The sequence below is a fragment of the Micromonospora sp. bgisy143 genome (genome assembly GCF_057708145.1).
This window is the reverse complement of record NZ_JBYIRN010000025.1, coordinates 69781-96689: the sequence shown is the minus strand read 5'-3', so window position 1 is coordinate 96689 and position 26909 is coordinate 69781. Positions and strand designations below refer to the sequence as shown.

Annotated in this window: 26 protein-coding genes and 4 tRNA genes; 6 read left to right on the top strand and 24 right to left on the bottom strand. The window is 69.8% G+C overall.

The genetic code is table 11. The features are described 5' to 3' along the window. Positions 1–41: 41 nt before the first annotated feature. From rplA to AC3EN4_RS24970, 12 genes are all read right to left on the bottom strand, one after another. Positions 42–758 (bottom strand): 50S ribosomal protein L1, encoded by a 717-nt coding sequence (rplA, locus tag AC3EN4_RS25025; protein ID WP_422736973.1) that lies wholly within the window; start codon positions 756–758, stop codon positions 42–44. A 79-nt stretch (positions 759–837) separates the two neighbouring features. Further along, positions 838–1269, bottom strand: coding sequence for a 50S ribosomal protein L11 (gene rplK / locus AC3EN4_RS25020; protein WP_435208255.1), 432 nt, complete (start codon positions 1267–1269; stop codon positions 838–840). 189 nt (positions 1270–1458) lie between these two features. Beyond that, positions 1459–2181, bottom strand: a complete 723-nt coding sequence (gene nusG / locus AC3EN4_RS25015; RefSeq protein WP_355053308.1) for a transcription termination/antitermination protein NusG — start codon at positions 2179–2181, stop codon at positions 1459–1461. A 39-nt stretch (positions 2182–2220) separates the two neighbouring features. Further along, on the bottom strand, positions 2221–2613 hold the full coding sequence (secE, locus tag AC3EN4_RS25010; protein WP_421473228.1) for a preprotein translocase subunit SecE: 393 nt from the start codon (positions 2611–2613) through the stop codon (positions 2221–2223). A gap of 212 nt (positions 2614–2825) precedes the next feature. Next, positions 2826–2898: transfer RNA gene (locus AC3EN4_RS25005), tRNA-Trp, on the bottom strand. A gap of 438 nt (positions 2899–3336) precedes the next feature. Then, on the bottom strand, positions 3337–3729 hold the full coding sequence (locus tag AC3EN4_RS25000; protein ID WP_435208252.1) for a MaoC family dehydratase: 393 nt from the start codon (positions 3727–3729) through the stop codon (positions 3337–3339). A 1-nt stretch (position 3730) separates the two neighbouring features. After that, the gene (locus AC3EN4_RS24995; protein ID WP_435208250.1) at positions 3731–4177 is read right to left on the bottom strand and encodes an FAS1-like dehydratase domain-containing protein; all 447 of its coding nucleotides are present in this window, start codon (positions 4175–4177) and stop codon (positions 3731–3733) included. A 124-nt stretch (positions 4178–4301) separates the two neighbouring features. Next, positions 4302–4469 (bottom strand): 50S ribosomal protein L33, encoded by a 168-nt coding sequence (gene rpmG, locus AC3EN4_RS24990; protein WP_007073056.1) that lies wholly within the window; start codon positions 4467–4469, stop codon positions 4302–4304. Positions 4470–4601: 132 nt separating this feature from the next. After that, positions 4602–4674 (bottom strand) — tRNA-Met (locus AC3EN4_RS24985). A gap of 24 nt (positions 4675–4698) precedes the next feature. Beyond that, a tRNA-Thr gene (locus AC3EN4_RS24980) sits at positions 4699–4771 on the bottom strand. Positions 4772–4863: 92 nt separating this feature from the next. Continuing rightward, positions 4864–7389 (bottom strand): putative bifunctional diguanylate cyclase/phosphodiesterase, encoded by a 2526-nt coding sequence (locus AC3EN4_RS24975; RefSeq protein ID WP_435208248.1) that lies wholly within the window; start codon positions 7387–7389, stop codon positions 4864–4866. A gap of 58 nt (positions 7390–7447) precedes the next feature. Next, positions 7448–7621, bottom strand: a complete 174-nt coding sequence (locus AC3EN4_RS24970; RefSeq protein ID WP_435208246.1) for a hypothetical protein — start codon at positions 7619–7621, stop codon at positions 7448–7450. Between the two features lie 522 nt (positions 7622–8143). Here AC3EN4_RS24970 and AC3EN4_RS24965 point away from each other — a divergent pair. Beyond that, positions 8144–8656: a hypothetical protein gene (locus AC3EN4_RS24965; protein ID WP_435208244.1), complete on the top strand. Its 513-nt coding sequence runs from the start codon at positions 8144–8146 to the stop codon at positions 8654–8656. A gap of 233 nt (positions 8657–8889) precedes the next feature. On the opposite strand, the gene AC3EN4_RS24960 is transcribed toward AC3EN4_RS24965, so the two are convergent. From AC3EN4_RS24960 to AC3EN4_RS24950, 3 genes are all read right to left on the bottom strand, one after another. Next, complete coding sequence (locus AC3EN4_RS24960; RefSeq protein WP_435208242.1) at positions 8890–9975, bottom strand: Fic family protein; 1086 nt, start codon at positions 9973–9975, stop codon at positions 8890–8892. 843 nt (positions 9976–10818) lie between these two features. Continuing rightward, positions 10819–11271, bottom strand: a complete 453-nt coding sequence (locus tag AC3EN4_RS24955) for a hypothetical protein (RefSeq protein ID WP_435208240.1) — start codon at positions 11269–11271, stop codon at positions 10819–10821. 771 nt (positions 11272–12042) lie between these two features. Continuing rightward, positions 12043–12126, bottom strand: a tRNA-Tyr gene (locus tag AC3EN4_RS24950). 148 nt (positions 12127–12274) lie between these two features. Here AC3EN4_RS24950 and AC3EN4_RS24945 point away from each other — a divergent pair. Continuing rightward, entirely contained in the window at positions 12275–12769 is a 495-nt protein-coding gene (locus tag AC3EN4_RS24945) for a YajQ family cyclic di-GMP-binding protein (RefSeq protein ID WP_421473254.1), read from the top strand. Positions 12770–12925: 156 nt separating this feature from the next. Next, positions 12926–13636, top strand: a complete 711-nt coding sequence (locus AC3EN4_RS24940; protein WP_435208238.1) for a DUF4145 domain-containing protein — start codon at positions 12926–12928, stop codon at positions 13634–13636. A 219-nt stretch (positions 13637–13855) separates the two neighbouring features. Here AC3EN4_RS24940 and AC3EN4_RS24935 read toward each other — a convergent pair whose 3' ends face one another. Further along, complete coding sequence (locus tag AC3EN4_RS24935) at positions 13856–14548, bottom strand: hypothetical protein (RefSeq protein ID WP_435208237.1); 693 nt, start codon at positions 14546–14548, stop codon at positions 13856–13858. Positions 14549–15592: 1044 nt separating this feature from the next. Between AC3EN4_RS24935 and AC3EN4_RS24930 the strand changes: the two genes are divergently transcribed. Continuing rightward, positions 15593–15787 carry a hypothetical protein gene (locus AC3EN4_RS24930; protein ID WP_435208235.1) on the top strand — a complete coding sequence of 65 codons (195 nt, stop codon included), beginning with the start codon at positions 15593–15595 and terminating at the stop codon, positions 15785–15787. A 21-nt stretch (positions 15788–15808) separates the two neighbouring features. Here the strand turns inward: AC3EN4_RS24930 and AC3EN4_RS24925 are convergent, their stop codons facing one another. Both AC3EN4_RS24925 and AC3EN4_RS24920 read right to left on the bottom strand, forming a co-directional pair. Then, the gene (locus tag AC3EN4_RS24925; protein ID WP_435208233.1) at positions 15809–16336 is read right to left on the bottom strand and encodes a dihydrofolate reductase family protein; all 528 of its coding nucleotides are present in this window, start codon (positions 16334–16336) and stop codon (positions 15809–15811) included. Positions 16337–16520: 184 nt separating this feature from the next. Beyond that, a complete protein-coding gene (locus tag AC3EN4_RS24920; RefSeq protein WP_435208231.1) occupies positions 16521–17780 on the bottom strand; it encodes an MFS transporter in 1260 nt (419 codons plus the stop codon). 191 nt (positions 17781–17971) lie between these two features. Between AC3EN4_RS24920 and AC3EN4_RS24915 the strand changes: the two genes are divergently transcribed. Continuing rightward, positions 17972–18814 carry a DUF6065 family protein gene (locus AC3EN4_RS24915; RefSeq protein ID WP_435208229.1) on the top strand — a complete coding sequence of 281 codons (843 nt, stop codon included), beginning with the start codon at positions 17972–17974 and terminating at the stop codon, positions 18812–18814. Next, positions 18814–20007, top strand: a complete 1194-nt coding sequence (locus AC3EN4_RS24910) for an MFS transporter (protein ID WP_435208227.1) — start codon at positions 18814–18816, stop codon at positions 20005–20007. The genes AC3EN4_RS24915 and AC3EN4_RS24910 overlap by 1 nt, the downstream gene beginning before the upstream one ends. A gap of 61 nt (positions 20008–20068) precedes the next feature. On the opposite strand, the gene htpX is transcribed toward AC3EN4_RS24910, so the two are convergent. The 6 genes from htpX to AC3EN4_RS24880 all read right to left on the bottom strand — a co-directional run bounded on the left by htpX (position 20069) and on the right by AC3EN4_RS24880 (position 26886). Next, entirely contained in the window at positions 20069–20944 is an 876-nt protein-coding gene (gene htpX, locus AC3EN4_RS24905; protein ID WP_421473260.1) for a zinc metalloprotease HtpX, read from the bottom strand. A gap of 103 nt (positions 20945–21047) precedes the next feature. Further along, a complete protein-coding gene (locus tag AC3EN4_RS24900) occupies positions 21048–22529 on the bottom strand; it encodes an NADH-quinone oxidoreductase subunit N (RefSeq protein ID WP_435208225.1) in 1482 nt (493 codons plus the stop codon). A 34-nt stretch (positions 22530–22563) separates the two neighbouring features. After that, complete coding sequence (locus AC3EN4_RS24895; protein ID WP_435208223.1) at positions 22564–24072, bottom strand: complex I subunit 4 family protein; 1509 nt, start codon at positions 24070–24072, stop codon at positions 22564–22566. Continuing rightward, on the bottom strand, positions 24069–25994 hold the full coding sequence (locus AC3EN4_RS24890; RefSeq protein ID WP_435208221.1) for an NADH-quinone oxidoreductase subunit 5 family protein: 1926 nt from the start codon (positions 25992–25994) through the stop codon (positions 24069–24071). The genes AC3EN4_RS24895 and AC3EN4_RS24890 overlap by 4 nt, the downstream gene beginning before the upstream one ends. After that, the gene (gene nuoK / locus AC3EN4_RS24885) at positions 25991–26338 is read right to left on the bottom strand and encodes an NADH-quinone oxidoreductase subunit NuoK (RefSeq protein WP_435208219.1); all 348 of its coding nucleotides are present in this window, start codon (positions 26336–26338) and stop codon (positions 25991–25993) included. The genes AC3EN4_RS24890 and nuoK overlap by 4 nt, the downstream gene beginning before the upstream one ends. Next, complete coding sequence (locus tag AC3EN4_RS24880) at positions 26335–26886, bottom strand: NADH-quinone oxidoreductase subunit J family protein (protein WP_435208217.1); 552 nt, start codon at positions 26884–26886, stop codon at positions 26335–26337. Before AC3EN4_RS24880 ends, nuoK begins: the two co-directional genes overlap by 4 nt. Between the last annotated feature and the right edge of the window lie 23 nt (positions 26887–26909).

Here is a 26909-nt window from a genome sequence, read left to right as displayed (position 1 = left end):
CCCATCCCCCCCCCCCCGCCCCGGTGGAGCGAACTGTCGACTCAGGCGTCGGCCGAGTCCCCGGTCAGGTTCTTCACCAGGTTCGGGTCGACCGGAACGCCCGGGCCCATCGTGGTGGTGAGGATGACCTTGCGGAGGTACTTGCCCTTGGCCGCGGACGGCTTGGCCCGCAGCACCTCGTCGAGCACCGCGGCGTAGTTGTCCACCAGCTGGTTCTCCGAGAAGGAGGCCTTGCCGATGATCAGGTGCAGGTTGGAGTGCTTGTCCACCCGGAAGGTGATCTTGCCGCCCTTGATGTCCTGCACCGCCTTGGTGACGTCCATGGTCACCGTGCCGGTCTTCGGGTTCGGCATGAGACCGCGCGGGCCCAGGATCCGCGCGATCCGGCCGATCTTGGCCATCTGGTCCGGCGTGGCGATCGCCGCGTCGAAGTCGAGCCAACCACCCTGGATCCGGGCGACCAGCTCGTCGGTGCCCACCTCGTCCGCACCCGCCGCGGCGGCCTCTTCGGCCTTCGCGCCGCTGGCGAAGACGATCACGCGGGCGGTCTTACCGGTGCCGTGCGGCAGGTTGACCGTGCCGCGAACCATCTGGTCCGCCTTGCGGGGGTCGACGCCGAGGCGCATGGCGACCTCGACCGTGGCGTCGAACTTGACGTTGGTGGTCTCCTTGGCCAGCTTCACGGCCTCGGCGGGGGTGTAGAGCTTCGACCGGTCGATGACGTCGGCGGCCTTGCGGTAGCTCTTGCTGCGCTGCATTGCTGATTACTCCTGTGGTCTCTGGCGGGCCGCTCGGCGCGAGCCCTCCCACGATCGGGTCGTCGGCGGGAGCCGGACGTCAGTCGTTGACGGTGATGCCCATCGACCGGGCGGTGCCGGCGATGATCCGCTCGGCGTGGTCCAGGTCGTTGGCGTTGAGGTCGGCCATCTTCTTCTCGGCGATCTCACGGAGCTGACCGCGGCTGACCGAGCCGACCTTGGTCGCCTGCGGAACGCCCGAACCCTTCTGGATACCGGCGGCCTTGAGCAGCAGCCGGGCGGCGGGCGGGGTCTTCAGCACGAAGGTGAAGGACCGGTCCTCGTACACGCTGATCTCGGCGGGGACGATGTCGCCCCGCTGGGACTCGGTCTGCGCGTTGTAGGACTTGCAGAACTCCATGATGTTCACGCCGTGCTGACCGAGCGCGGGGCCGACCGGCGGCGCCGGCGTGGCCTGGCCCGCCGGCAGCTGAAGCGTGAACGTCTTGACGAGCTTCTTCTTCGGAGGCATGTCACTTCCTGGGGCTTGGAGCTGGGAAAATGCGGCCGTCGCCGCCGTGGCGGGGCGCGCACGGTCAGCGCGGTGCGACAGCGGCGACGTTCAAGAGTAGCGCAGGCCGCAGCCCGCTCGTCCGCCGAGGTCGAGCGGGAGGGCGTACGCCGACGTCGGCGGCGGACCGGGCCCGCCGCCGACGACCGGTCAGATCTTGGCGACCTGGTTGAAGTTGAGCTCCACCGGGGTCTCCCGGCCGAAGATCGACACCAGCACCTTGAGCTTCTGCTGGTCGGCGTTGATCTCACTGATCGTGGCCGGCAGCGAGGCGAACGCGCCGTCGGTGACGGTGACCGAGTCACCGACCTCGAAGTCGAGGACCTTGATCTCCGGCTTCGCCTTCTTCTGCTCGGTCTCGACGGCCGGCGCCAGCCACTTCAGCACCTCGTCGAGCGACAGCGGCGCGGGCCGGTCGGCCCGGTCGGTCGCGCCGACGAAGCCGGTCACCCCGGGGGTGTTGCGGACACACGAGTAGGACTCGGCGGTCAGCTCCATCCGGACCAGGATGTAACCGGGGAAGACCTTGGCCTGGACCTGCGAACGCTTACCGTTCTTGACCTCGACCTCTTCCCGGGTCGGCACCTCGACCTGGTAGATGAAGTCCTCCATGTCGAGGCTCGTGATCCGGGTCTCGAGGTTGGTCTTCACCTTGTTCTCGTAGCCGGCGTACGAGTGCACCACGTACCAGTCACCCGGCGCGTAACGCAGCTTCTGCCGCAACTCGGCGACCGGGTCGTAATCCTCGTCCGGCGCAGGCTCGGTGGTGGGGAACTCCGGCTCGCTGGCGGCCTCAACCGACTCGTCACCAGCCGCCGTCGCGACCGTGGACTGCTCGTCCACTTCTCCGGCGGTCTCGTCGTACTCAGGCACGCTCGCTCACTTCCGTCACTATCGGCTGGAGACAGCCGGTCAGTCCGAGTTGCCGAAGACGAACAACACGGCCTTGGCGAAGCCGTAGTCCAGCAGACCCACGATCGTCAGCATCACCGCGACGAACGTGACCACCACGGCGGTGTACGTCAGCAACTCCTTGCGGGTCGGCCAGATGACCTTACGCAGTTCGGCAACGACCTCGCGGAAAAACCGGGCGATGCGGCCGAACACGCCCACCCGACCGGTTTCCGACCTCGTGGTCGGCCGGCTGTCCGCCGACTCCGCCCGAGCGCGGGCCCGCGTCGCGGTGCCGCCCCGGGAGACCGGCTCGTCCGCGCCGGTGGCGTCGTCGTCGGCTACGTCGTCGACGATCTCGTCGTCGAGACGATCGTCGCCGGCGTCCTCGCCGCGCCGCTTGTTGTCGGCCACTTCGCCCTCCGTCGCGGAATCTCGGGTCGCACGCCGGGCGGCGTACGCGGCGCTGGTCACGCCGGCCGGACCCAACCGTCCCGCGACGGGCCGCGGCCGGTGGTCCGACCGGGGGCCCGATTGCCTCGGAACCACCCCGCCGACGCCACCACCACGGGCCGGACGCCGCCTTGTCGGCGGCGCGACCCACGGGAACGGTCAGGCCTGAGGCGCAGGGGTGACAGGACTTGAACCTGCAGCCTGCGGTTTTGGAGACCGCTGCTCTGCCAATTGAGCTACACCCCTGTGCGGCAACACTCGCCCCACGCGGTCACAGACGACCGAGCAGGGGTCACTTGCCCCACGGCGGACCAGTGTACGGGTAGGCGCCCGACTTTCCCAACCGGTCTCCCCGCCACGCGTGGCGAAGCCGATCCAGCGCGCCCTCCGACCGGATCTCTACCTGCCGCGCGGCCTCGGTCCTGGGCGCCGCATGACTTCGGCTCAGCATGCCGTGCGGCCTCGGTTCAGCGGGTCGTGCGGGCGTCGGTCCGTGCGTGCCGTGCCCGCGCGGCCGTTCGTGCGTGCCGTGCCCGCGCGGCCGTTCGTGCGTGCCGTGCCCGCGCGGCCGTTCGTGCGTGCCGTGCCCGCGCGGCCGTTCGTGCGTGCCGTGCCCGCGCGGTCGTTCGTGCGTGCCGTGCCCGTTTGGCCGTTCGTGCGTGCCGTGCCCGCGCGGTCGCGGTCTCAGCGGGTCGTGCGGATGACCGCGCGCGCCTGCGACAGCACCTTGTCGCCCAGGCAGGTCGCGGTCACGTCGAGCCGGGTGAGGCCGTTCTCGGTCACCTCGCGGACCCGCGCGGTCACCTCGACCTCGGTCCCCTGGTCGTCGTCGGGGACGACCACGGGCCGGGTGAACCGGACGCCGTACTCGACCACCGCGTCGGGCGCGCCGGCCCACTCGGTGACCGCCCGGCCGACCAGCGCCATCGTGAACATGCCGTGTGCGATGACCCCGGGCAGTCCCACCTTCGTGGCGACCCGGTCGCTCCAGTGGATCGGGTTGAAGTCACCCGAGGCGCCGGCGTAGCGGATCAGGTCCGCCCGGGTGACCCGGAACGTCTTGGCTGGCAGTTCCATCTCAGGCCTCTCCACGGATGACGTACCGGGCCCAGACGGCGACCACCGGCTCCCCGGCGACGGTGCTCACGTCCGTACGGGTGGTCAGCAGGCCGTGCCCACCCCGGTTGGTGACCTCTTCGATGGTGTTGATGCAGACCAGCTCGTCGCCCGCGACCACCGGCCGGGTGTACGCGAACCGCTGGTCGCCGTGGACGAGACGGCTGTAGTCGACGCCCAGGTCCGGGTCCTCGATGATCTGGGCGGTCGCGGCCATGGTGACGATCACCGGAAAGGTCGGCGGGGCGACCACGTCCGGGTGGCCCAGGGCCTGCGCCGCGACCGGGTCGTGGTGAGCCGGGTCGGTGGCGCCGATGGCCGTGGCGAACTCACGGATCTTTTCTCGGCCCACCTGGTAGGGGGCGGTCGGCGGATACGTCCTGCCGACGAAGGAAGGGTCCAGGGACATGCCGCGAACCTACACGGAAAGCACAACCGCCGATCTGGTCGGCAGGCTGCGGCGGTGCCGCGCCCGACCGGTCAGATCGGCGGTTGGAAAGGCTTCGACGACGGCCGGGTGTGCCGGCCGGCGATCAGCGGGTCTCGCGGTGAACCGTGTGCCGGCCGTCGCGCGGGCAGAACTTCTTCAGCTCGATGCGGTCGGGGTCGTTCCGGCGGTTCTTGCGCGTGATGTAGTTGCGCTCCTTGCACTCCACACACGCCAAAGTGATCTTCGGCCGGACATCGGTAGCCTTCGCCACGGCGGAGTGCCTTCCTCGCTAACGGAAACAACTACGACGCGTCAGCCTAGACGCTGACTGCGCGGACATGCAAAGTGGGCGCCAGTGGCGCCCATCTCAACGACCACCGGGAACCAGCCCGGAAGACGAGAGTAGCGGTGGCCGGACTTGAACCGGCGACACAGCGATTATGAGCCGCTTGCTCTGCCATCTGAGCTACACCGCCGCGGTGGGTCCAGCTGAACCCTCGAGCCCCCTTACGGAATCGAACCGTAGACCTTCTCCTTACCATGGAGACGCTCTGCCGACTGAGCTAAGGGGGCCTGCGCGATCTCCCCGTGGGGCGCGCAGAAGTAGAATACACGGCAGGGGTCGGCAGGTGAAATCGGATCCCCGGTGGCCGGATCTGCCCAGGTCAGGGCACCACACGCAGGCGTGGAAGCTCGCCGCCGGAGATCGTCTCCGGGTCCACCTGAGCGCCGAACCAGGCGGCCAGTCGCTCGTACGGCAGCGGCCGGCTGAACAGGAAGCCCTGACCGATCTCGCACCCGATGTCCTGAAGAAGCTCCAGGGTCAGTTCGCTCTCCACCCCCTCGGCGACCACGGCCAGGCCGAACTGCTGGGAGAGCGTCACCACCGCGTTCACGATCGCCAGGTCTCCCGGGTCGGTGGCCATGCCCTGCACGAACGAGCGGTCCACCTTCACCTCGTGGACCGGCAACCGGCGCAGGTGGGCCAGCGAGGAGTCGCCGGTGCCGAAGTCGTCCACCGACAGCCGGACGCCGAGGTCGCGGAGCCGGCGCAGGGTCGGGATGGGCCGGTCCGTACCGTCCAGCACGCCCGACTCGGTGATCTCCAGGGTGAGCCGCTGCGCCGGCACCCCGTACTCGGTCAGCAGCTCCTGCACGCGGTCCGGGAAGTGCTGGTCGGTGAGCGTGCGGGCGGCGAGGTTCACGGCGATCGGCAGCGGCTGGTCGGCCTCCGCCCAGTCCCGGCTGCGCCGCAGCCCCTCGCGGAGCACCACCTCGGTGAGCCGGCTCAACTGGCCGGTGTGCGCGGCCACCGCCACGAAGTCCTCGGGAGCCACGGTGCCGTGCGTCGGATGCTCCCAGCGGGCCAGACACTCGACACCGACCAGACGCCGGTCCCGCAAGGTCACCTTGGGCTGGAAGTAGACCTCCAGCTCACCCTGGTCCAACGCCTGGCGCAGGTCACCGGCGAGACCCAACCGGCGCAACGACCGGGACTCCAGGCCCGGGTTGAACAACTGCACGCTGCCCGGAACCGACTTGGCGGCGTTCGCCGCCAAGTCGACCCGCAGCAGCAGGGTCGCGGCATCGCTGCCATGATCCGGGTGTACGGCCACCCCGACGGCGGTGTTCACGTCGAGGGTGAGCGCGTCGAAGACCATCTCGTCCCGGATCTGGTCGCGCAACTGTTCGGCCAGTTCGAGCGCCGCATCGGCGCTCTCCAACCGGAGGGTCACCAGGAACTCGTCCCCGCCGACGCGACCCACCAGCGCCGACGACGGCGCACTCGCCCGCAACCGGTTGGCGACCTCGACGAGCACCTTGTCCCCGGCGGCGTGGCCGAGGGACTCGTTGACCTGCTGCAACCCGTCGACGTCGAACAGCAGCAGGGCCACCACCTCGTCCGGCGCGCCGATCTTGACCGACTCGTCCAGGGCCGCGGTGATGCGCCGCCGGTTGGGCAGCCGGGTCAGCGTGTCGTGGTACGCGTCGTGCCGCAGACGGTCGACAAGTCGCGAATTTTCCAGCGCCACGGCGGCGTGCGCGGCCACCGTCTCGAAGATGGGGATGTCACCGGGGGCGAAGTGCCCGATGTCGCTGAGCCGGTTCGCCACCTCCAGGGTGCCGATCACGGCCTGCCCGGATCGCAGCGGCACGACGATCACGTCTTTGATCTCGCTGACGCTGACCTCGCGGCGTAGCTCGTCCTCGTCACCCAGCAGACGTCCCATCGAGAGGGTCTTCGCCAGGTCCCGCGCCCGTTCCCGGAGGATCGACGGCGTCGGGGCGACGTCGAGCAGCCCCGGTGTGTCGACCCGGGCTGTCAACAGCACCTCCGGATGCCGCCCCTGGGCGGGGAGCCACAGGGTCGCGGACTCCGCCTGCATGAGAGCACGGACCCGGTCGAGCAGGACGTCGGCCAGCGCGGCGTCGGCGCCGTTCGTGGTGATCAGCCGGGCCAGGTCGTACATCCCGGTCAGGGTGCGGTGCTGCCGGAAGAACTGGGCGTACGACCGGTAGACCAGGGCGAGCGCGGCGAACAGGGCTGCCAACAGCAACGCCGACCACCAGGTCTTGCGCAACGCGATCAGCACGAGGAGACCGACGGACGCGTTGATCGAGGTGGTGAGGAACACCGACGGCGTCGTCCGCAGCGCCTCCCGCCCGGCCTGCCAGCCCTGCAGGAGGACGTGTACGCCGACCACCGAGACGAGGCTGAACAGGGTGATGGCGTTGACGGCGAGGAAGAGACTGATCCACGTCCCGGGACCCACGTCGTGCAGCGGAGGCAGGCGCAGGAGGAGCAGGCCGGCCAGCGAGGTGGCGGCTGCGGCCCGCGCGACGTTGAACCAGAACTTGGCCGGGGGGAAGCGCTGCCTGGCGCTGTAGACCAACGAGGCGAGCGTGTAGATCAGGACGACCGTCAACGGGGGCAGGAAGAACAGCGCCACCACGAGGGGAATCTCCGTGAGCGTCACGCCCACGGACTGCCGCCGGACGACGAAGTTGAGGACCGGAATGCTGATCCCGGCCATCGCCAGGAAGATCAGGAACGCCAGTCCCCAGTTCCCGTAGGGACGGTCCGAGATGACGCTGATCGCGGTGCACGAGAGGATCGCGAACAGCGCCATGGGACCAGTGATGAGCCAAGCGCGGTCCGTGGACTTACGCCGTTGGTCACGCTTGGCCATGCCGCTCCCTCTGTAAGACGCCGCCCGCCCGGGCTGCCCTCACGGGCTACGCCCTGAGTCACCGCGCGGTGGCCACACCCCACAAGACGTCGCCTTGGCCCGCACCCCAGATGACGTCGGCCATTTGGGCGTAGCCCGCGTGTGCGAAAGCGTCGGTGCCGATCAGTCCACCGAGGACAGCGGCGAGCACGAGGAGCGAGCCGAGTGACCGGCCCAGCCTTCGACCAGACATGTTGGCTCCTGTCGGGGAAGTGTCACAGGGATGGTGGAGGTTCCACGATCGTGCCACACGCAAGGTACGCAGGAAAGCGGTGATGTCCGTACCCGTACGAGCGTTGACGAGGTCGCGCCCTTCGGCCCCCCGCGCCTCCACGAGCCGGGCCAGATCAGGGCCCCTTCCTGCGACATCAGCGCTTCACCCAGCGCTTGATGCGACCTACAGCACAATTCACCCAGGCACTCCGGAGGGGGCTGCCGTCCAATCCCGTCCAGTCACTCTCCGTGACGAATGTGATGGCCTGGAAGCGCACCGACGCGGCCCAGACATCGACCACCATACCTCCTTGTCGCAAAGACACAAGAAGGCGGGCCCGACCGATTCGCCCTCCTTCTACCGCCGCCGCTTACCGCCCCTGGTCGAGCGGGCGGTTGACGTACCCACCACCCGGACGACCCCTGCCGTGATAACCGCACCTGGCGCCGGGCGGGTGCATATCGAGGCGACAACCCCGGCGTGGTGATCGACCATGTACCGATGCTCAGCAGACATCCGCTAGCCCAACTCCAAGATGTGGCCGCCCTGTGGAGCGTCGGATCGAGCACGGCGGCCGATGTCGTCGCCGCCGCCTGCGACGGCCTCTTGGCAGGCGTGGACACCCCGACTCTCCGGATCCTCGCCGGCATCTCCACGCCGAAGGGCCGAGAGAACGACGAGGTGCGGCTCTGGCTCGAAGGAGCCCTGGCCGAACTCTCGCTCACCTACTATCCGGAGGGCAGCAGAGAAGGCGAAGAGGAGGCCCTACGCGTCATGGCCCGCCGGCTACTCGCGGGGGCCATCACACCTCCCGACCTCACGTCCTGGGCCTACCGGTTCGTCACCTGGGACGGCACTCCCCTGGGAGCCGAGCTGATCGCCCTCGACAACGCCTACGTCTACGTGGACGCGGTCCACGACGGGCACGAGTACACCAGCACTGAGTCCACAGACCTCGACGCGGACGTCATCGCCGAGGCACGGCGCCTGGTCGGCGACGACACGACCGATTGACTCAAGCGAGACAAACGACAACGGCCCCCGATCAGCATCTCTGCTGGTCAGGGGCCGTGTCTGCACCTGGTGGCGGGTAGAGGATTCGAACCTCTGTAGCTTTCGCGACGGATTTACAGGGCGTCCGCGATCTTGACCGCCTCAGCGCCTAGGACTTGCTGTTTACTAGCCTCCAGCCGGCTTCACCCAGTCCGCCGCCCACCATCTGCCCACGCCCCTTGAAGGCCGCGGGACTATCGCGCATCAATGATCCGAAGCACGTCCTTCGCAGCGAAGACGCGAGCATAGCGCCGCCCTGTCCGCTCTTGCAGGATGCCTAGGCCCTCCAGTCGACGGATGGCAGTGTTTACAGCTGGATAAGAGACGCTGTACATCTGGGAGGCAGTCGTGGGCGTGATCATCGGGTAGCCGATGAGATCCTCCACGATCCGGGCAGCCACCCCGCGCACGTTAGCCTCTTGAAGTCGGGCAAGCGCATGCTCCTTCCAGTCAAGGAGCGTATCGATGCGCTCCACTGCTAGGACAGCCTGCGCTCGCACAGCCTCCGAGAAGAACCTTATCCACTGATCGAACCTGCCCGTCATGCTGATCTGGAGGAGGTGGTCCTGATACTCCCGCCTCCGCACCTCAAGCCAGGGCGAGAGATTCAGAACGGGCACTCGCAGCTCACCCGCCGTCGCCAACTGGAGTACGCAGACCAAGCGCCCAAGACGCCCATTTCCGTCGTTAAATGGATGCAATGTCTCGAACTGGTAATGCCCCAGCGCCATCTTGGCGATCAGCGGAAGGTCATCCTTGGCGTTGATCCAGTTCTCCCACGCCTCAAAACCCGCCTTCAACTGGTCCCCTGGCGGTGGAGGCACGAAACGAGCTTCCGTGACTCGGCCTGCGCTGAGTCCGATGAAGACCTGGATACTCCTGACATCTCCCGCGTCAGCGGTGTCAGCACGGGTCCCCTTCACGAGAACCTTCTGGAGCTGCCGAAGCATGCCAACGGTGATCGGGCGTTCCTTGATCCACTCATACGCCATCTCAGCAGCACGCACGTAGTTGACGACCTCGGCGACTGACGCAGAGACCTCGCCCGCCTCTAGGAAGTCAGCCTCTAGCACCTCATCCAAGGCAGCGTACGTACCCTCAAGAGCTGAGGTGCTGACGGCCTCTCGCCGGATCGCCGGCCTTGCCAAGAGCATGGGGTTGGGAAGCCGGATCGCCGCCTGGTCAAGCCGTGCGACCGCAGCCGTCGCCGCAGTCAGATCCCGGAACGTCTCCTGCGCAAGGTCAACCTGCCCTGGCAGGGGGTTCGGCAGGAACGCCATGTGATCGTAAGGCTCGTCATAGCGAGCGTCATGGCCGCTGATGGGCACAAGAACCCCAGCAGGGGACGAAGCGAACGCACGAAGATCCACGGATTGCAAGCCATCCTCTAAGAACTTTAATTTCAGCGCTGTAATTCAAAGTCTAACCTCAACACCCGGGGTAGATCTAAAGCATCTAGCCTGAAACTTACATTTGGAACCTTGGTTTGTAACTACGGAGCGTTAGACTCTGATAGACAACGCCGCAGGATCCGCTACTCTCCGTGTCCAATCGCGGGACGCCCGATGCGAGTCATCCGAGGGCGCCGCCGATCTTGCCGTTGATGGTGTCGTCGCCGCCGTCGATGCAGTTGGCGTAGACACGGAGGAGGACTGCGACGCCGTGGCCCAGGCGCCGGCGACTTCGGTCGGTGGGACGCCAGCGTTCAACCAGAGCGAGGCCGCCGCGTGCCGCAGGTCGTAGGGCCGGCGGACGAGCGGCGAGACGACCTGCGATTCGGTCAGCGCCTTCTCCCGGGCGAGCTTCCACCACCGGTCGTAGACCGACTCGGAGAGCGGCCCACCGTGCAGGCCCCGGAAGAACCGACCGTCCGGGCCGACCCCGTGATTCTCGATGTGCGCGCACAGCAGCTCGACGAGCCGGGGCGGGATCGGGACCGTACGAGTTTCGGCCCTCCCCCGGTGCTTGAGTCCGCGCCGTTCGTGGGAGCCACCGTCATCGGTCCAGTGCGACCCGGCGCGCGGCGAGGTGCCGGCGAGCACCAGGCGGCCCCAGCGGTTTTCGATCTTCTCGCGACCTGCGCACCGGGCTGTCCGCAATCGCCTCGCGGATAGTCCATGGGTTCACGTCGGCCGCGTAGCGTCCGCTACTCCGGGAACGGATCGGAACGCTCGCCAGCGCCGGTAGAGCTTCCATGGACGGTCGAGCCAGTCGAGCGCTCTGCCCTTCGACGAGCGCAGTCGATCAACCTCGTCCCCGAGAATGTACAACCCAACGTCAGGGTCTCCCGAATGCTCGGCCGCTTGCCAATGCGCCACCGCAGCCCGCGATAGATCGTCGACTAGCCGCTGCGGCAGACCCGCGCTCCTAAGAGCGACGGCGAGCTGGCCCAGGTAGACCTGTAAATCCAGCCAGTCGCCCTCACCACCCTTGGTCCAGACCTTGCGATCGATCTCTACAAGGAGTTCAGCCGCCTTCCGCCGGCTCTCGTTGCGACGGCCGAGCGAGGCGATTCCGGCTCCGAGAAGCAATGTTCCTACGGGCAGCAGTTGTTGCAGCAGAGTTGGTTCGCTCACGGGAGTAGAAGCTACCGAAGGCACTCAATACTGACTGAGGTACGCATGACGACAAGATCATCGGACACAAGGTAGGCACAGCTGACCACGACAAGGGCTGTCAATCGCTGTAACGCAACGAGAGACCCCGCCCAGGTCAGGACGCCGATCCGCCCGATCTGAGATGATCCACAGACTGCCGCCAGGAACTCAAGGTTCGAGTCCCTGGCGGCAGAAGACGTGCGGCGCCCCGGGCCGGAGCCGAATGGCTTCATTGCCGATTTCTTTTGTTCTGGATCAAGGTGCCGCGCTCCGCGCGGCGCGGGGCGGTAACCCAGCCGGCGGCAAGCCGCCCCGGCCCCCTCCGGCGCCGGGGCGGAAAGCCACCGACTACCGCCGGACCGCCGCCCCGCCTCTGTTGATCCGGCCGGCAGCACGATCACAACCAGGCGGTACGGAAGCCGAACCGGTCGGCCTCGTGGACGGTCAGGGCTTCCGACTGCCGCGCCAGTCCAACCCCGGGACTGGCTTGCCCCCGGTCCTCTCCCGCAGCCGGCGACGCCTCACCGCGGAATCCGCCAGCCGATCCCCACACGCACGGACTCCGCCAGGCGAGGACCAGACACCATCCGCAGCGTTCACAGCCCCAGAAGAGCCCTCAGCGGGCAAGATCGACCTGCCCACCATCTGCCCACAATCAGTCGTCAGCGGCTGGACTCAGCCGGACCCCGCTAGATCAACGACAACGGCCCCTGATCAGCATCTCTGCTGGTCAGGGGCCGTGTCTGCACCTGGTGGCGGGTAGAGGATTCGAACCTCTGTAGCTTTCGCGACGGATTTACAGTCCGCTCCCATTGGCCGCTCGGGCAACCCGCCAGGGCACCCCACCGCGTCGCAACGCGGCGGCGGAAGCAAGGATAGCGGCTCGCCCCGGGGCCGGTGCAACCGGGTACGGTCAGGGGGTCGTGCCGCTGGTCGGCGGCCGACTGCAGGCCCCAGACCGCCGGACAGCAGGAGCAGAAGCATGCCAGCGAACCCGTCTTTCGACATCGTGAGCAAGGTTGACCGCCAGGAGGTCGACAACGCCCTCCGGCAGGCGGAGAAGGAGCTCTCGACGCGATTCGACTTCCGCGGCACGGGCGCGGAGATCTCCTGGTCGGGCGAGGAGGCGATCGGCCTTCAGGCCGAGACCGAGGAGCGGGTCCGCGCCGCGTTGGACGTCTTCAAGGAGAAGTTGGTCAAGCGGAACATCTCGCTGAAGTCCCTGGACGCGGGCGAGGCGCGCCCGTCCGGCAAGGTGTTCAAGATCGACTGCAAGGTGATCCAGGGCATCGAGGCGGACAAGGCCAAGGCGATCAGCAAGAAGATCCGCGACGAGGGCCCGAAGGGCGTGCAGGCGCAGATCCAGGGTGACCAGCTGCGCGTCACCGGCAAGAAGCGGGACGACCTCCAGGCGGTCATCTCCCTGCTCAAGGGTGAGGACTTCGGCGTCGCCCTCCAGTTCACGAACTACAGGTAACGCCGTCCTCTCGCCCCTGGTAGCGGTTGCTCGTACAACTGCTGCCAGGCCATACGCAGTCATGTTTGGTTGTTCCTGGTCAGGCTCGGCCAGCGTTTCACGGCCTGGAGACGGCCTGGCTCTCAGTTGATGCGCCCACCCTCAAAGGAGCCATCCGTGACTACTGACACCCCCGTCCCCGACGCCTCCGCCCCCGTGGATGCGGTGCCAGATCCGTACCCCTATGAAGATCGCTTCATCTGCCCTCAGCCAACCTGTGGTGTCTTCGCGCATCAGGAGACCGCTGACGTATCCATCGAGGCTATGGTCGTCGGCGTCTACCCGGCCTTCAAGGCCACGGTCTGTCAGCGCTGCCATATGCCTACCATGTGGGTAAGGGCTGAGCATGGCGGAAGCTGGCTACTCGCCTTCCCTCAGCGCGCGCTCGGGCTTCCGCCGCACTCTGACATGCCGTCTACAGTGGCTGTGATCTATGAAGAGGCACGGGCGGTGGCACCACGCTCGCCCCGCAGCGCGGCTGGCCTCCTGCGGCTCGCACTTCAAATGCTTGTCGATGACTTAGAGCCGGGGGCCGGCAGCCTAGACGTCAAGATCGGAAAGCTTGTCGGCTCAGGGCTAGACCCACGCGTCCAAAAGGCCATGGACATCGTGCGAGTCGTAGGCAACAACGCAGTGCATCCGGGTCAGATCAGCCTGGACGATGACCCGAATCTGCTGCCGTCCTTGTTCCGGTTGATCAACATGGTTGTCGAGGAGATGATCTCTCGACCGAGACACCTTGACCAACTCTTCGAGCTACTTCCCGAACAAACGCGACAGGGTATAGAACGCCGAAACTCCCGGGCCATCGGAGCCGGCGGGCCTTGACCCCTTCGTCCCGAAGGAACCACCAGCCACCGATGAGCTGTGCCAGCGGTAGGGCTGACCTGACCGAGCGGTCCACCGCAGTCCACGGACATCCGGCGTTGCTCGTGCCCATCGTCACCCAGTTGGTCACCCAGCTCTGGTGTCAGACGTTGAAGCGGGCTTAGACGGTCACAGATGATCGAAGCCGCGACGAGATATATCCGGGCAGAAGCTTGCTATTCAAGCATTAGGTTCCGTTTGAGAATCTCCCGCTTGCACCACCTCACCCTCCTTTGAATACTGAGAAACAATGTAAGCTTTCGCTGCATCATAACCGACTCGTAAAGTACCCATAACAAGTGTCTTGCCGATGTTCTCGGGCTCCTCCACCCAAAGTTTGCGCGCCCTCACTGCACCCTTTTCGGAAACCGAGTATCGGACAGAGAGGCGACCGAATATCCCTCGATCTCGTGGGCGCAAACTTGGAGAATCCCAAATGAGAGATACGCTTTCACCGCTGTGAAGGAAGTGTGGAACCATGTTTTGCGATCCGACTCTTAATTCTGTCTCAACTTCGCCGAGCGGCTCGAAATCGTCGGTGATAACGACTAAATAGGCGGTAACGCCGTGAATGAATACGTTCACGCCCTTGGCTTCGAGGGTGAACCAGACGGCACCATCACCATGTCGATCAACCTCGGCTTCTAGGCTCACGCTTAGTCCTGCCTCAGCTAGGGCCAGCTGGCCAGCGCCGACCTCCGCCGAAACCTCTGCGGCCTTAGCAGACCTCACCGAGGCTTCGGCCGCCAGTTCGGATGACGCCGCTGATCGTTCCGCCGCCCGGCCGGACCGGGCTGCATAGACGACGCCGCCGACACTCACTAGGAGCGACAAAGCGGCGAGAGCAACTGTCAGCCAATCGCCTATCTGCATCGGTCGATTGTATGGCCTTCGATGCAGCTGAGGCGCTTACGCCACCAGCCCAAGCGACGAACGCCCCCCGTCTGCCGTCGACCCGCCCTTTTGGGACGCGGTCCGCCACCCGGCCGGTCACGTCAAGCGGACCTTGACGCACGGACGGACGCTGCTGGGACGGGCTGAGTCGGCTTTCGTGTCACGGACGCTGCCCCCGGCGGACACCGCCACAGTGGCGCAGTTGACCTTAAGATCGACCGGTACGGACCCGGCTCCCGGCGTCGGAGCTGGCAACCGACGACACCCCTCCCCCTCCCAGGTGAGCAGTTGACCTGACCGTGAGTGGCCGCGGAGCCGGCTCCTGGACGACCGGCATGCCCTCGGCGGACACCACCCCATGCTTGGGGCTTGCCGCGCGGACCTGGCGGCGCGTCACCTGCGCCGCGCTGCTCAAGCGCGGCGCGGCCGGCTGCCGGCCCACCCTCACCGGTCAACGGCCTGTCGTTCTGCGGCGGCCCCTTGGGCTTCCCGCTTCCGCGCCAGCCGCCGGGCGTGTTGCGTGGCCGGAGTCGGAGCGCCAGCGGAGCGACGGACGCGCGCCCAGGCGGCGGCGCTTGCGGCCCGCCTCGGGCCGCCTTGGACGGCCTGGCGACGGCCTAACGGCGATCATGGCTACGTTTCGGCTGGTGGCGGGCGGTATCCCTCCAGTTCACGAACTACCGGTAGCCGGTGCCATCGAGGATCACCTGTGGTGACCTCGGTAGACGTCGTCGCCAACGGTCGTCCTTGGTCGCTGCTGTTCAGCGCCCGACGGCCGGGCGACGGCCTGGCGCGCATCGAACCCTTGCCAGAGCCGGCCCGGCAAACCCGCGCCTGAGCTTGTTGCCGTCAGGGGCCGCTGCGGACCTCCGAATCTGGGTTGCGCCTGGTTGACGGCCTTGACGGAGTCCTCTGCCCCGAGGTGCCACCACCGCCTCCCCGGGTGCCCAGGGTGGCTCACCTACGTTCGACCCGTGGAAGCGGGAGCGCTCCGACGTACGGCGACTCCGCTACGGTCGCATCGTGGATCCTCGATCGCGACGAGCGGACACCGGACGGGTACTTGGCACGCTGTCGCTCGTCGCTGGCTTTCTGACCTCGCTCCTCACCATGTCATCGGGCTACGACGGCATGGCACCGCACTTCGTGGCGTTCCTCCTCGTGCTGACTGGCATCGGCCTCCGGATCGAGGCAGCGATCACCGACCGTCAGCCGTAGAGCTTTCAACGAGGTCGGACCTCAGCGGTCGACGCGGTACCAGTGGGCCGTCTCACCGGGGATCGGCGTCAGCCGGACGCGGGCGCCGCCCGGGTCGTCGAGGATGCGTACGCCGTCGCCGAGCAGCACCGGCGCGAAGAAGATCAGGATCTCGTCGAGCAGGCCGGCCCGTAGGCACTGCTTGGCGACGTCCGCGCCGAGCACGTTGACGTACTTGTCGCCGGCGGCCTCCTTGGCCTGCGCTACGGCGCTACGCAGATCGTCGGCGAAGGTGACGCCTTCGGGCGGGTCGTCGGGTGGGCGGTGGGTCAGGACGACCACCGGCCCGTGGTACTGGCCGCCGAATGCGCCTTCCTTGTCGGTGCCGCGGTTGGGGTCGTCGCCGCCGAAAGTGCGGTTGCCGGCGAGGATCGCGCCGACGTTGGCCAGCAGACGGTCGGCGGTCGGGTTGTCGCCGGTGAGGTGTTCGGTCAGCCAGGACATGTCACCGCCGGGGCCTGCGATGTAGCCGTCGAGCGATGCGGTCGCGGAGTAGAGCAACTTGGCCATGATTTCCCCTCGTCGATGCCCATTCTGGTGGACGCCGGACGTTCACAGAAGTCACCGGGGGCAGGTCCACCGAGATCGACTCGGATTCCCGGATATCGGGGCATCCTCGTCAAGGGGACACCGCGACTTGCAGGAACTCGAGTCGATCAAGGCACGGGGCCTCGCCGGAGACGACGGAGCAGGGTCAGACCGGGACGGGGTCGTCGGCGCGTACCGCCTGGTTTTCCGCGCGGGCGATGGGCCCGGCGGGCAGCGCGGCGACCGCGGCCCCGACGGCCACCGCCGCGCCCGCGAAGACGAAGGCCCACGGCACGCCGCCGGCGTGGTCCACGATCAGGCCGGCCACCGCGCCGCCGGCGGCGCTCGCCGCCACGGCCACGGTGACCACCCAGGTGTACGCCTCGTTCAGCATGCTGGTCGGGGCGATCCGGCCGACCAGGGTGTTCTCCAGGGTGAGCGCCGGAGCGATGGTGGCCCCACCGACGACCAGCGCGACGCCCAGCGCCAGCGGGGTGGGCATGACCGCGAACACCACGAACGTGCCGGCCAGCGCGGCGAGGAGCAGGGCGAACTGGCGGGTCATGTTCGGCGAGGGCCGGCGGACACCGAACCAGAAGCCGCCGATCGCGCTGCCGACCCCCCAGACGGCCAGCAGCAGCCCGGCGAGGCTCTCCGGGTCGTCGGTGGTGGCGTTGCCGGCGTACGCCGGGACGATCACACCGGCGGCGCCGAACGCGATGCCCAGCCCGGCCACGCAGACCAGCAGGGCGCCGAAGCCGGGGACCCGCAGTGGGCCGAGCCCTCGGGCGTGGTGTTCGCGCGGGTGGGGGCGCCAGTCGCGCATCACCCGGCCGAGGGCGACGGCGGTGGTGCCGACCAGGGTGACCACCGCCGCTCCGATCAGCGCGGCCGCCGCGTCGGCGACCAGGACGAAGCCGGCCACGAGCAGCGGGCCGAGCACGAACACGATCTCGAACAGCGAGGTCTCCGCCGCGAGGGCGGTGTTGCGCAGGGCGTACCGGCCGGAGGTGGGGCTGGTCAGGTCGTTCCAGGCGCCCCGGATGGCGGCGGTCAGCGGCGGGTACGTGGCACCGGCGACACCGGCTGTCAGGTAGATGGCGGCGAGCGCGTCGTCGCCCGCCCGGCTGGCCAGCAGCAGCCCGACGAGGGCCAACGGGTGGGCCACGGCGGTGACCAGCAGCACCGGGCTCGGGCCGACCCGGTCGGCTATCCGACCGGCGATCGGGCTGAGCGCGGCGCCGGCGACGGCATAGATGCCGCCCGCGATGGCGGCCAACGCGTAACGGTCGGTCACCTGCTCGACCACCAGCAGCAGCGCCAGCGGGGTCATGCCGATGCCGAGTCGGCCGATGATGCCGGTGACCAGCAGAATCGGCGCACCGGGGATCCGCCAGACACCCAGGTACTGGCGCAGTGCGGCCACGGTGCACACCTCCGCTGGGACAGGTAACGGGTAGAAGCCCTGTCGACCCTAACGCCCGAGCTCACGCCGTGGATGGTCGTTCCGCTCACAGCAGCGCGGAGGCCGGGACTGACCGAGCGGTCACAAAGGGGGTAGGTTGCTGATCGAATTGGGTCCATACGCCGGCACCGCACGATGAGGCAGGAGGTCCGATGTCCGGGACTACCACCGCACCTCTGCGAGTCGAGATCTATTCGCTGTACGGCGACGCCAAACCCAGTGAAGCCGCCTCGCCCAGCCTGCGGGGTTCCCTGCCCGCCCGGGCCGTCCAACAGTGCCCACCGGTCGCCGCCGCCTCGGGGTTCGGCTGGTACGTCTACCCACCGATCGACTTCGCGCTGCGCTGGGACGGGCAGGACACGGAGTGGACCCTGCTGACGGAGAACGAGCCGACCCGGTGGCGTTCGCTCGCCGGCGGTTACGACGGGAAGCTGCCCGACGCGGCCGATGAGTTGCAGGCGGCGCCGGAGCAGTTCCGCGGCGACCTGGACATCTTCGACAGGTACGGGGCCAGCATCCCGTTCCTCGACGCCGACCCGCGGTCCGCCAACACCGTCGAGCTGGTCACCGGCGTGGTCGCGCGCACCTCCCCGGGCTGGTGCCTCATCGCCCGAGGCGCACCGAACTGGCCCGCCCAGCGCGGCCTGCAGCTCTACGAGGGCGTGGTGGAGACCGACTGGTACACCTCGCTGCTGCCCACCATCCTGCGGCTCACCGAGGCGGGGCAGGTGGTGCGCTTCTACCGGAACATCCCGCTGATGTGCCTGCAGCCGGTGCACCGGTCGACGCTGGAGGCGTTCCGCAACGCCGAACTGGTGACCGGTGAAGGGCTGCCGGCGTGGCCGGCGGACGTCTGGTCGGACTTCGTGGCGCTGCGCCGTCGCCGCCAGGACCCGGAGATCCGCAGCAGCTACCGCCGGGAACAGTCCCGCCGGGTCCGGGAGAACGCCACCTACCAGCCGATCGGGGTAGTGGAAGCGGACCAGCCGACCTGATGCCCGACACCGACGCACAGCTCACGCCGTCGCCCGGCTACCGGGCGCTGTTCCGACATCCGGTCGCCTCCCGGCTGGTCATCGCCCGCGGCATCTCGGAACTGGGCGACTTCGTGGGCCTGGCCGCGCTGCTGCTGCTCGCGTACGACCAGACGAACTCCGTCCTCGGCCCGGCCGCGGTGTACGCCGCCCGGACCCTGCCGGCCCTGCTCGTCGCCACCGTCTTCAGCGGCTGGCTGGACGTGCCGGCCCGCCGTACCCTGCTGGTCTGGCTGTCGGTGGTCGGCGCGGCGCTGATCGCCGTGCCCGCGGCGGTCCCCGAGCCGGTGCCGGCGATCGTGGCGGCGGGCCTGCTGGGCGCGGTGCGGGCCGCCTACGCGAGCGTCAACGTGGCCGTCGTCGCCGAGGCGGTGGACGCGCCGCTGCGGCTGCCGCTCTTCGGCCTCAGCGCCTTCGCCAACCAGGCGGGCCAGGTGGTCGGCCTGCTCGCGGGGGCCGGTCTGACCGTGGCCCTCGGCTCCCGGGTGGCGCTCCTGATCGACCTGGGGTCGTTCCTGGTCGCCGCGGTGGTGCTGGCCGGGCTGCCGAAGCGCCCCCACCGGGTACGCGGACCGCGCCCACCGGCCACCGCGGGCGTGCGCATCATCGCCGGCCATCCCGTGCTGCGGGGTGTCGCCCTGCTCACCCTGGGCACGGTGCTGTCCGGCGCGCTGCCGGAGACCCTCGCCCCCGATCTGGCCGCCGGGGCCTGGCGTCCCGCCGTGCTGGCGGCGTCGGCGCTGGGTGGGGCGGTCTTCGTGCTGGTGGTGGGCCGGTCCCGCTGGCTGGGTCGGCTGGCCGGTCAGGTGGCCGTCGCCGCAGCGCTGGCCGGCGCGCTGCTGCTGACCGGCGTCCTGGTCGCCGTCGACGCGCCACTGGCGGCGCTGACGGTGGGCAACGCGTTGATCGGCGCGGGTGGCGGCTGGTTGATCGGCGCGCAGGCCACGTTCGCCCGGTTGGCCCCTCCGGAGCGGATGGGACAGGTCGAGGCGACGATCGTCGCGGCGAACATCGTCACCTCGGGGGTCGGCATCTTCCTGCTGGGTGGGGTGGCCGCCGTGCTCTCGCCCGCCGCGTCGTACCTGACGGCGGGCGTCGTCCTGCTCGTCGTCGTGCTGCTGACCCGTCCGGATCGGCTGCCCGCACCGGAGTGACCGCGAAACGACTCCACCCGCGTCCGGGCGCGGACGCGGGTGGAGTACGGCGTGCGGCGGGTCAGCGCTGGAACTGCACCGGCCCCGAGTTGGCGGCCATCCGCTCCAGCCGGGCGACCCGGTCCTCCATCTTCGGGTGGGTGGAGAAGAGCGCGGCCACCGCGCCACCGGCGAACGGGTTGGCGATCATCAGGTGGGCGCTGCTGGTCAGCGTGCCCTGGGCGGGCAGCGGACGTCGCCGGGCCACGGCGTCGATCTTGCGCAGGGCGCTGGCCAGGGCCAGCGGGTCCCGGCTCAGCTCGGCGCCCGACTGGTCGGCCTGGAACTCGCGGCTGCGGCTGATCGCCAACTGGATCACGGTGGCCGCGATCGGGCCGAGGATCAGGGTCAGCAGCAGCACGGCCGGGTTCGGCGAGTCCTCGTCGTCGCCACCGCCCAGCGGGATGAACCAGGCGATGTTCGCCAGGAACGTGATGATGCCGGCCAGACCGGCCGCGACGCTGGAGATCAGGATGTCCCGGTTGTAGACGTGGGACAGCTCGTGCCCGATCACACCGCGCAGCTCCCGGTAGTCCAGGATCTCGGTGATGCCCTGGGTCACGCAGACCGCCGCGTGCTGCGGGTTACGTCCCGTCGCGAACGCGTTGGGCTGCGCGGTCGGGCTCACGTACAGGCGGGGCATCGGCTGCCGGGCCTCGGCCGCCAGTTCGCGCACCATCCGGTACAGCTCGGGGAACTGTGCCTCGCTGACCGGTTGCGCCCGCATCGAGCGCAGCGCGATCTTGTCCGAGTAGAAGTAGGAAATGCCGTTCATGACCAGCGAGATGAGGACGGCGATGACCAGGCCGCCACTGCCACCGAACCCGTAGCCCACCGCGAGGATCAGCGCGGTGAGCAGGCCGAGCAGCGCGGCGGTCTTCAGACGGTTGTGGTGCACGATCTCTCCTTCGGTGCGCGGATCGCCTCGATCCGCTGACCGGTACAACAACCCGATACCCGTCAACCATCCATCGGAACGCTGAGAGTTGACTGAGACCCGCTCAGCGGGCGGCGAGATCCAGCACCAGCTGCGGGGCGACGCCGAGCACCACGGCGGCCACCGTGGCCACCGCCAGCACCACGGCCACCACACCCACCAGGGGTACGGCCACCACCCCGTCCCCGGTCGGCGCGCGCGTCGGCGTCCAGAGGCCGGCGGTCACCCGCAGGTAGTAGGCGAGCCCGAGCACCGCGTTCAGCGCCACCACCAGCGCCAACCAGGCCGCGCCGCCGTCCAGCAGCGACCGGACCACCGTCACCTTCGCGAACAGACCGGCCAGGCCCGGTGGCAGTCCCGCCAGACCCACCAGCGCGAGGCCGAGGGCAGCGCCGCGCCACGGGTGCCGGCGCGCGGCCCCGCGCAGGTCGGCAAGCGTGCCGCCGTCCGCCCCCGCCGGGCGCAGCGCGGTCACCCCGGCGAACGCCGCCAGCTCCAGCACCACGAAGAAGACGGCGTACGCCACCGCGGCGGCGTACGCGGCCGACCGCGCCTCGCCCGTGCGGCCGGCGGCCAGCGCCAGCGCACCCAGCGGGGCGAGGATGTAACCGGCCTGCGCGACCGAGGACCAGGCGAGCAGCCGGACGGTACGCCGCTGACGCAGCGCCACCAGATTGCCGACGGTCATCGTGAGCACCGCCAGCAGGGCGAGCACCGGACCGGTCCGGTCCGCCGGCAGCGCCCGCTGCACCACTGCCAGCACCGCCACCAGGCCGCCCAGCTTCGACGCCGTCGACAGGTACGCGGCCACCGGCAGCGGAGCGCCGTCGTAGGTGGCCGGCGCCCAGGCGTGGAACGGCACCGCGGCCACCTTGAACGCCAACCCGAGCAGCAGCAGCGCCACGGCGGCGGTGGTCAGCGGCAGCTCGCGCACCTCCGGCCGCTCGGCCAGCAGCGCGCCGACCCGATCGAGGTGCAGACCGCCGGTCACCGCGTACAGCAGCGCCGCGCCGAGCAGCGTCAGCGTGGTGGCCACCACGCTCACCACGAAGAACGTCACCGCCGCCTCGGCGCTGGCCAGGCTGCCCCGGCGCAGGCCGACAAGCACGTACAGCGGCAGGGTCAGCGTCTCCAACGCCACGATCAGGGTGATCAGGTCACCGGCCGCGCCGAGCACCACGCCGCCGGTCATCGAGCAGGCGAGCAGGAAGGCGTACTCCCCCACCGGGGACCGGCCGGCCCGCAGCGCCGGCACCGACAGCCCGAGCACGCCCAGGGTGAGCAGCGCCACCACCGCGCCGACCAGGGCCGCCCGCCCACCGAAGATCCACGAGCAGTCCGCGCCGGCGCAGAACGTCCGCCGTTCGTCGCCCGCACCGACCAGCGCCGAGGCGACGGCGGTGCCGAGTGCGCCGAGCGCGGCCACCGCGACCGTGGCGCGCGGCCGCGCCAACACCAGGTCGACCACCAGCACGAGTACGGCGGTGCCGGCGGCCAGGTACGCCGGTAGCAGCGCGACGTTGTCCACGCTCTGCACGACGCTCATCGGTCCGCCTCCGGTCGCGCCACGCTCTCCGTGCTCACCTGTGGATCACCTCGACGAGGGCGTCGACGGGCGCCTCGGCGACACCGAGGACCAGCGCCGGAACCAGCCCGATGGCCAGCGCGAGCAGCACCAGCGGCGCCCACGCGGTCACCTCCGCGCCGGCCAGTCCCGCGCCGACGCCGCCCACCGCGGTGCTCGGCCGACCGTGGGTGACCTGGCGCAACAACCGCAGGAAGTACGCGGCCGTGAGCGCGCCACCGACCGCCGCCAGCACCCCGAGGGTCAGCCACAGCGGGCCGCCCACGCCGATCGCCGCGACCACCGCGAACGCCTCCCCCCAGAAGCCGGCCAGCCCGGGCAGGCCCAGCGACGCGACGGCCGCGAACGCCAGCAGACCGGCGAGGCGGGGCGCGGTCTCCCGCAGCCCGGACAGGTCGGCGAGCGCACCCGTGCCGGTGCGGTCCTTCACGGCCCCGGCCAGGAAGAACAGCAGGCCGGTGATGACGCCGTGGGCCACGTTGCCGATCAGGGCCGCCTGGATGCCGGTGGCGGTCAGCGTGGCCACGCCCAGCAGGACGAAACCCATGTGCCCCACGCTGGAGTACGCGATGAGCCGCTTCACCTCGACCTGCGCCAGGCAAACCAGCGAGCCGACCAGGATCGCGGCGACCGCCAGCACGCCGAGCACCGGGGCGGCCCAGCGGGCACCCTCCGGGGCCACCCCCACGGCCACCCGGATCAGCCCGTACGTGCCCATCTTGAGCAGCACCCCCGCCAGCACCACGCTGCCCACCGTCGGGGCCTGCGTGTGCGCGTCGGGCAGCCACGAGTGCAGCGGCCAGAGTGGGCTCTTCACCGCGAACGCGAGCGCGAGCAGCGTGAACGCGGCCAGCTGGGTGCCCCGGGACAGTCCGGCTCCGCCGGTCAGGGCCACGATGTCGGCGGTGCCGGCGGCGGCGACCACGACGTACACGCCGACCAGCAGCAGCACCGAACCGACGAGCGTGTAGAGCACGAACTTGCGGCCCGCCCGCCGCCGGTCGGCGCCACCCCAGCCGGCGATGATCGCGTACATCGGCAGCAGGACGACCTCGAAGAAGAGGAAGAACAGCACCAGGTCCAGGGCGAGGAACGTGCCGAGGATGCCCACCTCGACGACCAGCAGCAGCGCCACCAGCGCCCGGCCACTGCCGCCGTCGGGCACCCGCCACAGCGTGTACCCGCAGCAGAGCAACGTGAGCAGCGCGGTCAGCACCACCAGCGGCCAGGAGATGCCGTCGACGCCGAGGTGGAAGCGCAGTTCCAGGCCGGACGCCCAGGGCAGGTCCACCTGGTGCCAGGGGCGCACCGCCGGCGTACCGGCCGACCAGGCGAACCAGCCCCGCCCACCGGACACCAACGCCACGGCGGCCAGCAGGGTCAACGCCGCCGCGACCGTGCCGACGATCCGCGCCGCCCGGTCCCGGGGTGTCGCCGCCACCGCGACCGCACCCAGCGCCGGCAGGGCCAGCACGGCGACGAGCAGCACCTGCCCGAACGTCATGACACCACCCCCATGACGGCGGCGGCCAGGCCGATCAGCAGCGCGCCGGCCAGCACACCGGCGGCGGCCCGGGGCAGCGCCGCCCGGTGCAGCGCGGCCAGCCCGGCCCCCAGGCCCGTCGCGGCCTTGCCGCTGCCCTCCACAAGCCCGTCCACCACCACCTCGTCGCCGGTACGCGCGAGTCGGGCCAGCGCCCGGACGGGGCGTACGACAAGGGTGTGCTGGACGTCGTCGAGCCGGAACGCGCGGGCGAAGGCCGGGCGCAGCGGACCCAGCGCGGTCGCCGGGTCGGCGGCGGTGTCCCGACGCCAGCGCGCCCACACCAGCCCCGCGCCCACCAGCAGCAGCGCCAACGGCAGCAACAGCCCCGGCCCGACGTGCACCAGGCCGTCCTCCGCTCCCGCGACCGGCACGGTGGCGAACCGCAGCCGGTCGGCGAACGCCCCGACGAACCCGGCCAGGCCCAGCAGCGCGGCCGGCACGGCGAGCAGCAGCACCGGCCACCGCAGCACCGCCGGCGGGTCGTGCGGGTGCACCAGCGGCAACCGGGTCTCGCCGAAGAAGGTCCGCAGCAGCAGCCGACCCGCGTACCAGGCGGTGATCGCCACGCCGAGCAGCCCGGCCAGCCAGACCAGCCAGCCCACCCACGACGGCGCGGGACCGGTGCCCTCCAGCGCCGCCGACTCGGCGACGGTCAGCACGCCGTCCTTGCTCCAGAAGCCGGCCAGCGGCGGCACCCCGGCGAGCGCGCCGAGACCGATCACCGTGCACCAGAACGTCACCGGCATGCTCCGGCGCAGCCCGCCCATCTCCGACATCAGTGTGGTGCCCACCGCGTGGATCACCGCGCCGGCGGCGAGGAACAGCAGCGCCTTGAACGCGGCGTGGGTGAGCAGGTGGAACAGCGCGGCCGACGGCGAGCCGACGGCCAGCGCACCCGTCATGTAACCCAGCTGGGAGACGGTCGACCAGGCCAGCACCCGTTTGATGTCGTCCTGCGCGGTGGCGGCGAGCACCCCGAGCAGCAGGGTGATCGCGGCGAGCACCCCGAGCACCGTCAACGTCACCGGAGCGGCGGTGAACAGCGGGTAGAGCCGGGTCACCGCGTACACCCCGGCGGCGACCATCGTCGCGGCGTGGATCAGCGCGGAGATCGGCGTCGGGCCGGCCATCGCGTCCGGTAGCCAGGTGTGCAGCGGGAACTGCGCGCTCTTGCCGGCCACCCCGGCGAGCAGCAGCAGGCCGGCGGCGGTCAGGGTCGCGCCGGAGTGGTCGTGCGCGAGCACGTCGGCGATCCGGAAACTGCCCGTCGAGACGCCGAGCAGCGCGATGCCGAGCAGGAAGCCGACGTCACCGACCCGGGTCACCAGGAACGCCTTCATGGCGGCGGCCGGCGCGCCCGCGAGCCGGCGGTCGTGGGCGATGAGCAGGTACGAGCAGAGGCCCATCACCTCCCACCCCACCAGCAGCATGATCAGGTCACCGGCGACCACCACCAGCAGCATCGCCCCGGTGAAGAGGCTGATCTGGGCGGCGTACGGCGGGTAGCGGTGGTCGACGTCGACGTCGTCGTGCGGACCGCGCCGCAGGTAGCCGATCGAGTAGACCTGCACGGCCAGCGCCACCGCGGCGACCGCGACGGCGACCAGCGCGGCGGCGCCGTCCAGCCGCACCCCGAGGGTCACCGCCAACCCGCCGAGGTCGACCCAGGTCGTCGACGTCTCGGTCGGACCGTCGACCGTCACCAGCAGGGCCACTGCGAGGGCCAGCGCGGCGGCGGCACCGGCCACGCCGATCGTCACGGCCGCCGTCCGGGCGCGGTCCCCGCCACTTTGGTGTCGGGGGGCCGGCGGCAGCAGCAGCCCGATCAGGCCGGCGAGCAGCGGTACGGCGGGCAGCGCCGCCCCGAGCAGCCCGGTCACCGGCCCGCCTCCGCGTCCCCGGTGACGGACGACGTCGCCGGCTCGGTCAACGCCACGTCGTCCACCGCCACGGTGGATCGCAGGCGGTAGAGCTGGAGCACGATCGCCAACCCCACCCCGATCTCGGCGGCGGCGAGCACGATGACGAACAGCGCGAACACCTGACCGGAGTGCGGCAGCACCGCACGGGCGGTGGTGTCCGCGGTGACCAGGATCAGGTTCACCGCGTTGAGCATCAGCTCGACCGACATGAGCACCAGCACGGCGTTGCGTCGCCGCAGCACGCCGTACACGCCGAGGCCGAACAGCAGCGCGGCGGTGACGTACGGGATGACCGGCCTCACCGGCGCCCCCCGGAGGCCAGTTCCGCGGCCGGCGCGGGCGCGTCCTCGGTGCGGCGGCCGATGTCGGGCCGGGACAACACCACCGCGCCGACCAGGGCGGACAGCAGCAGGACGGAGAGCACCTCGAACGGCAGCACCCAGGAGGCGAAGATCTGCTCACCCAACCGCTCCGCCGTCCCCGGGCCGGGCAGCGCGACGGTGCTCCACCGGTACGCGTCGACCAACAGCACGCTCAGCCCCAGCCCGGCCCCGCCACCGATCAACGCGGCAGGCCAGCCGGGTCGGTCCAGGTCGTCGGACGCGCCGATCGGCGCCCGGGTCAGCATCACCGCGAACAGCAGCAGCACCACCACCGCGCCCACGTAGATCAGCACCTGCACCCAGGCGACCAACTCCGCGCCGAGCACCAGATAGTCGCCGGCCAGCGCGCCCAGGCAGACCACCAGGTAGAGCCCGGCCCGGACCAGGTGCTTGGTGGTCACCACCAGCACCCCGGCACCGACCGCCACCGCGCCCAGCGCGAGCAGCAGCAGATCCGCGCCGGTCACCGGGCCGCCCCCGCGGCTCGGGC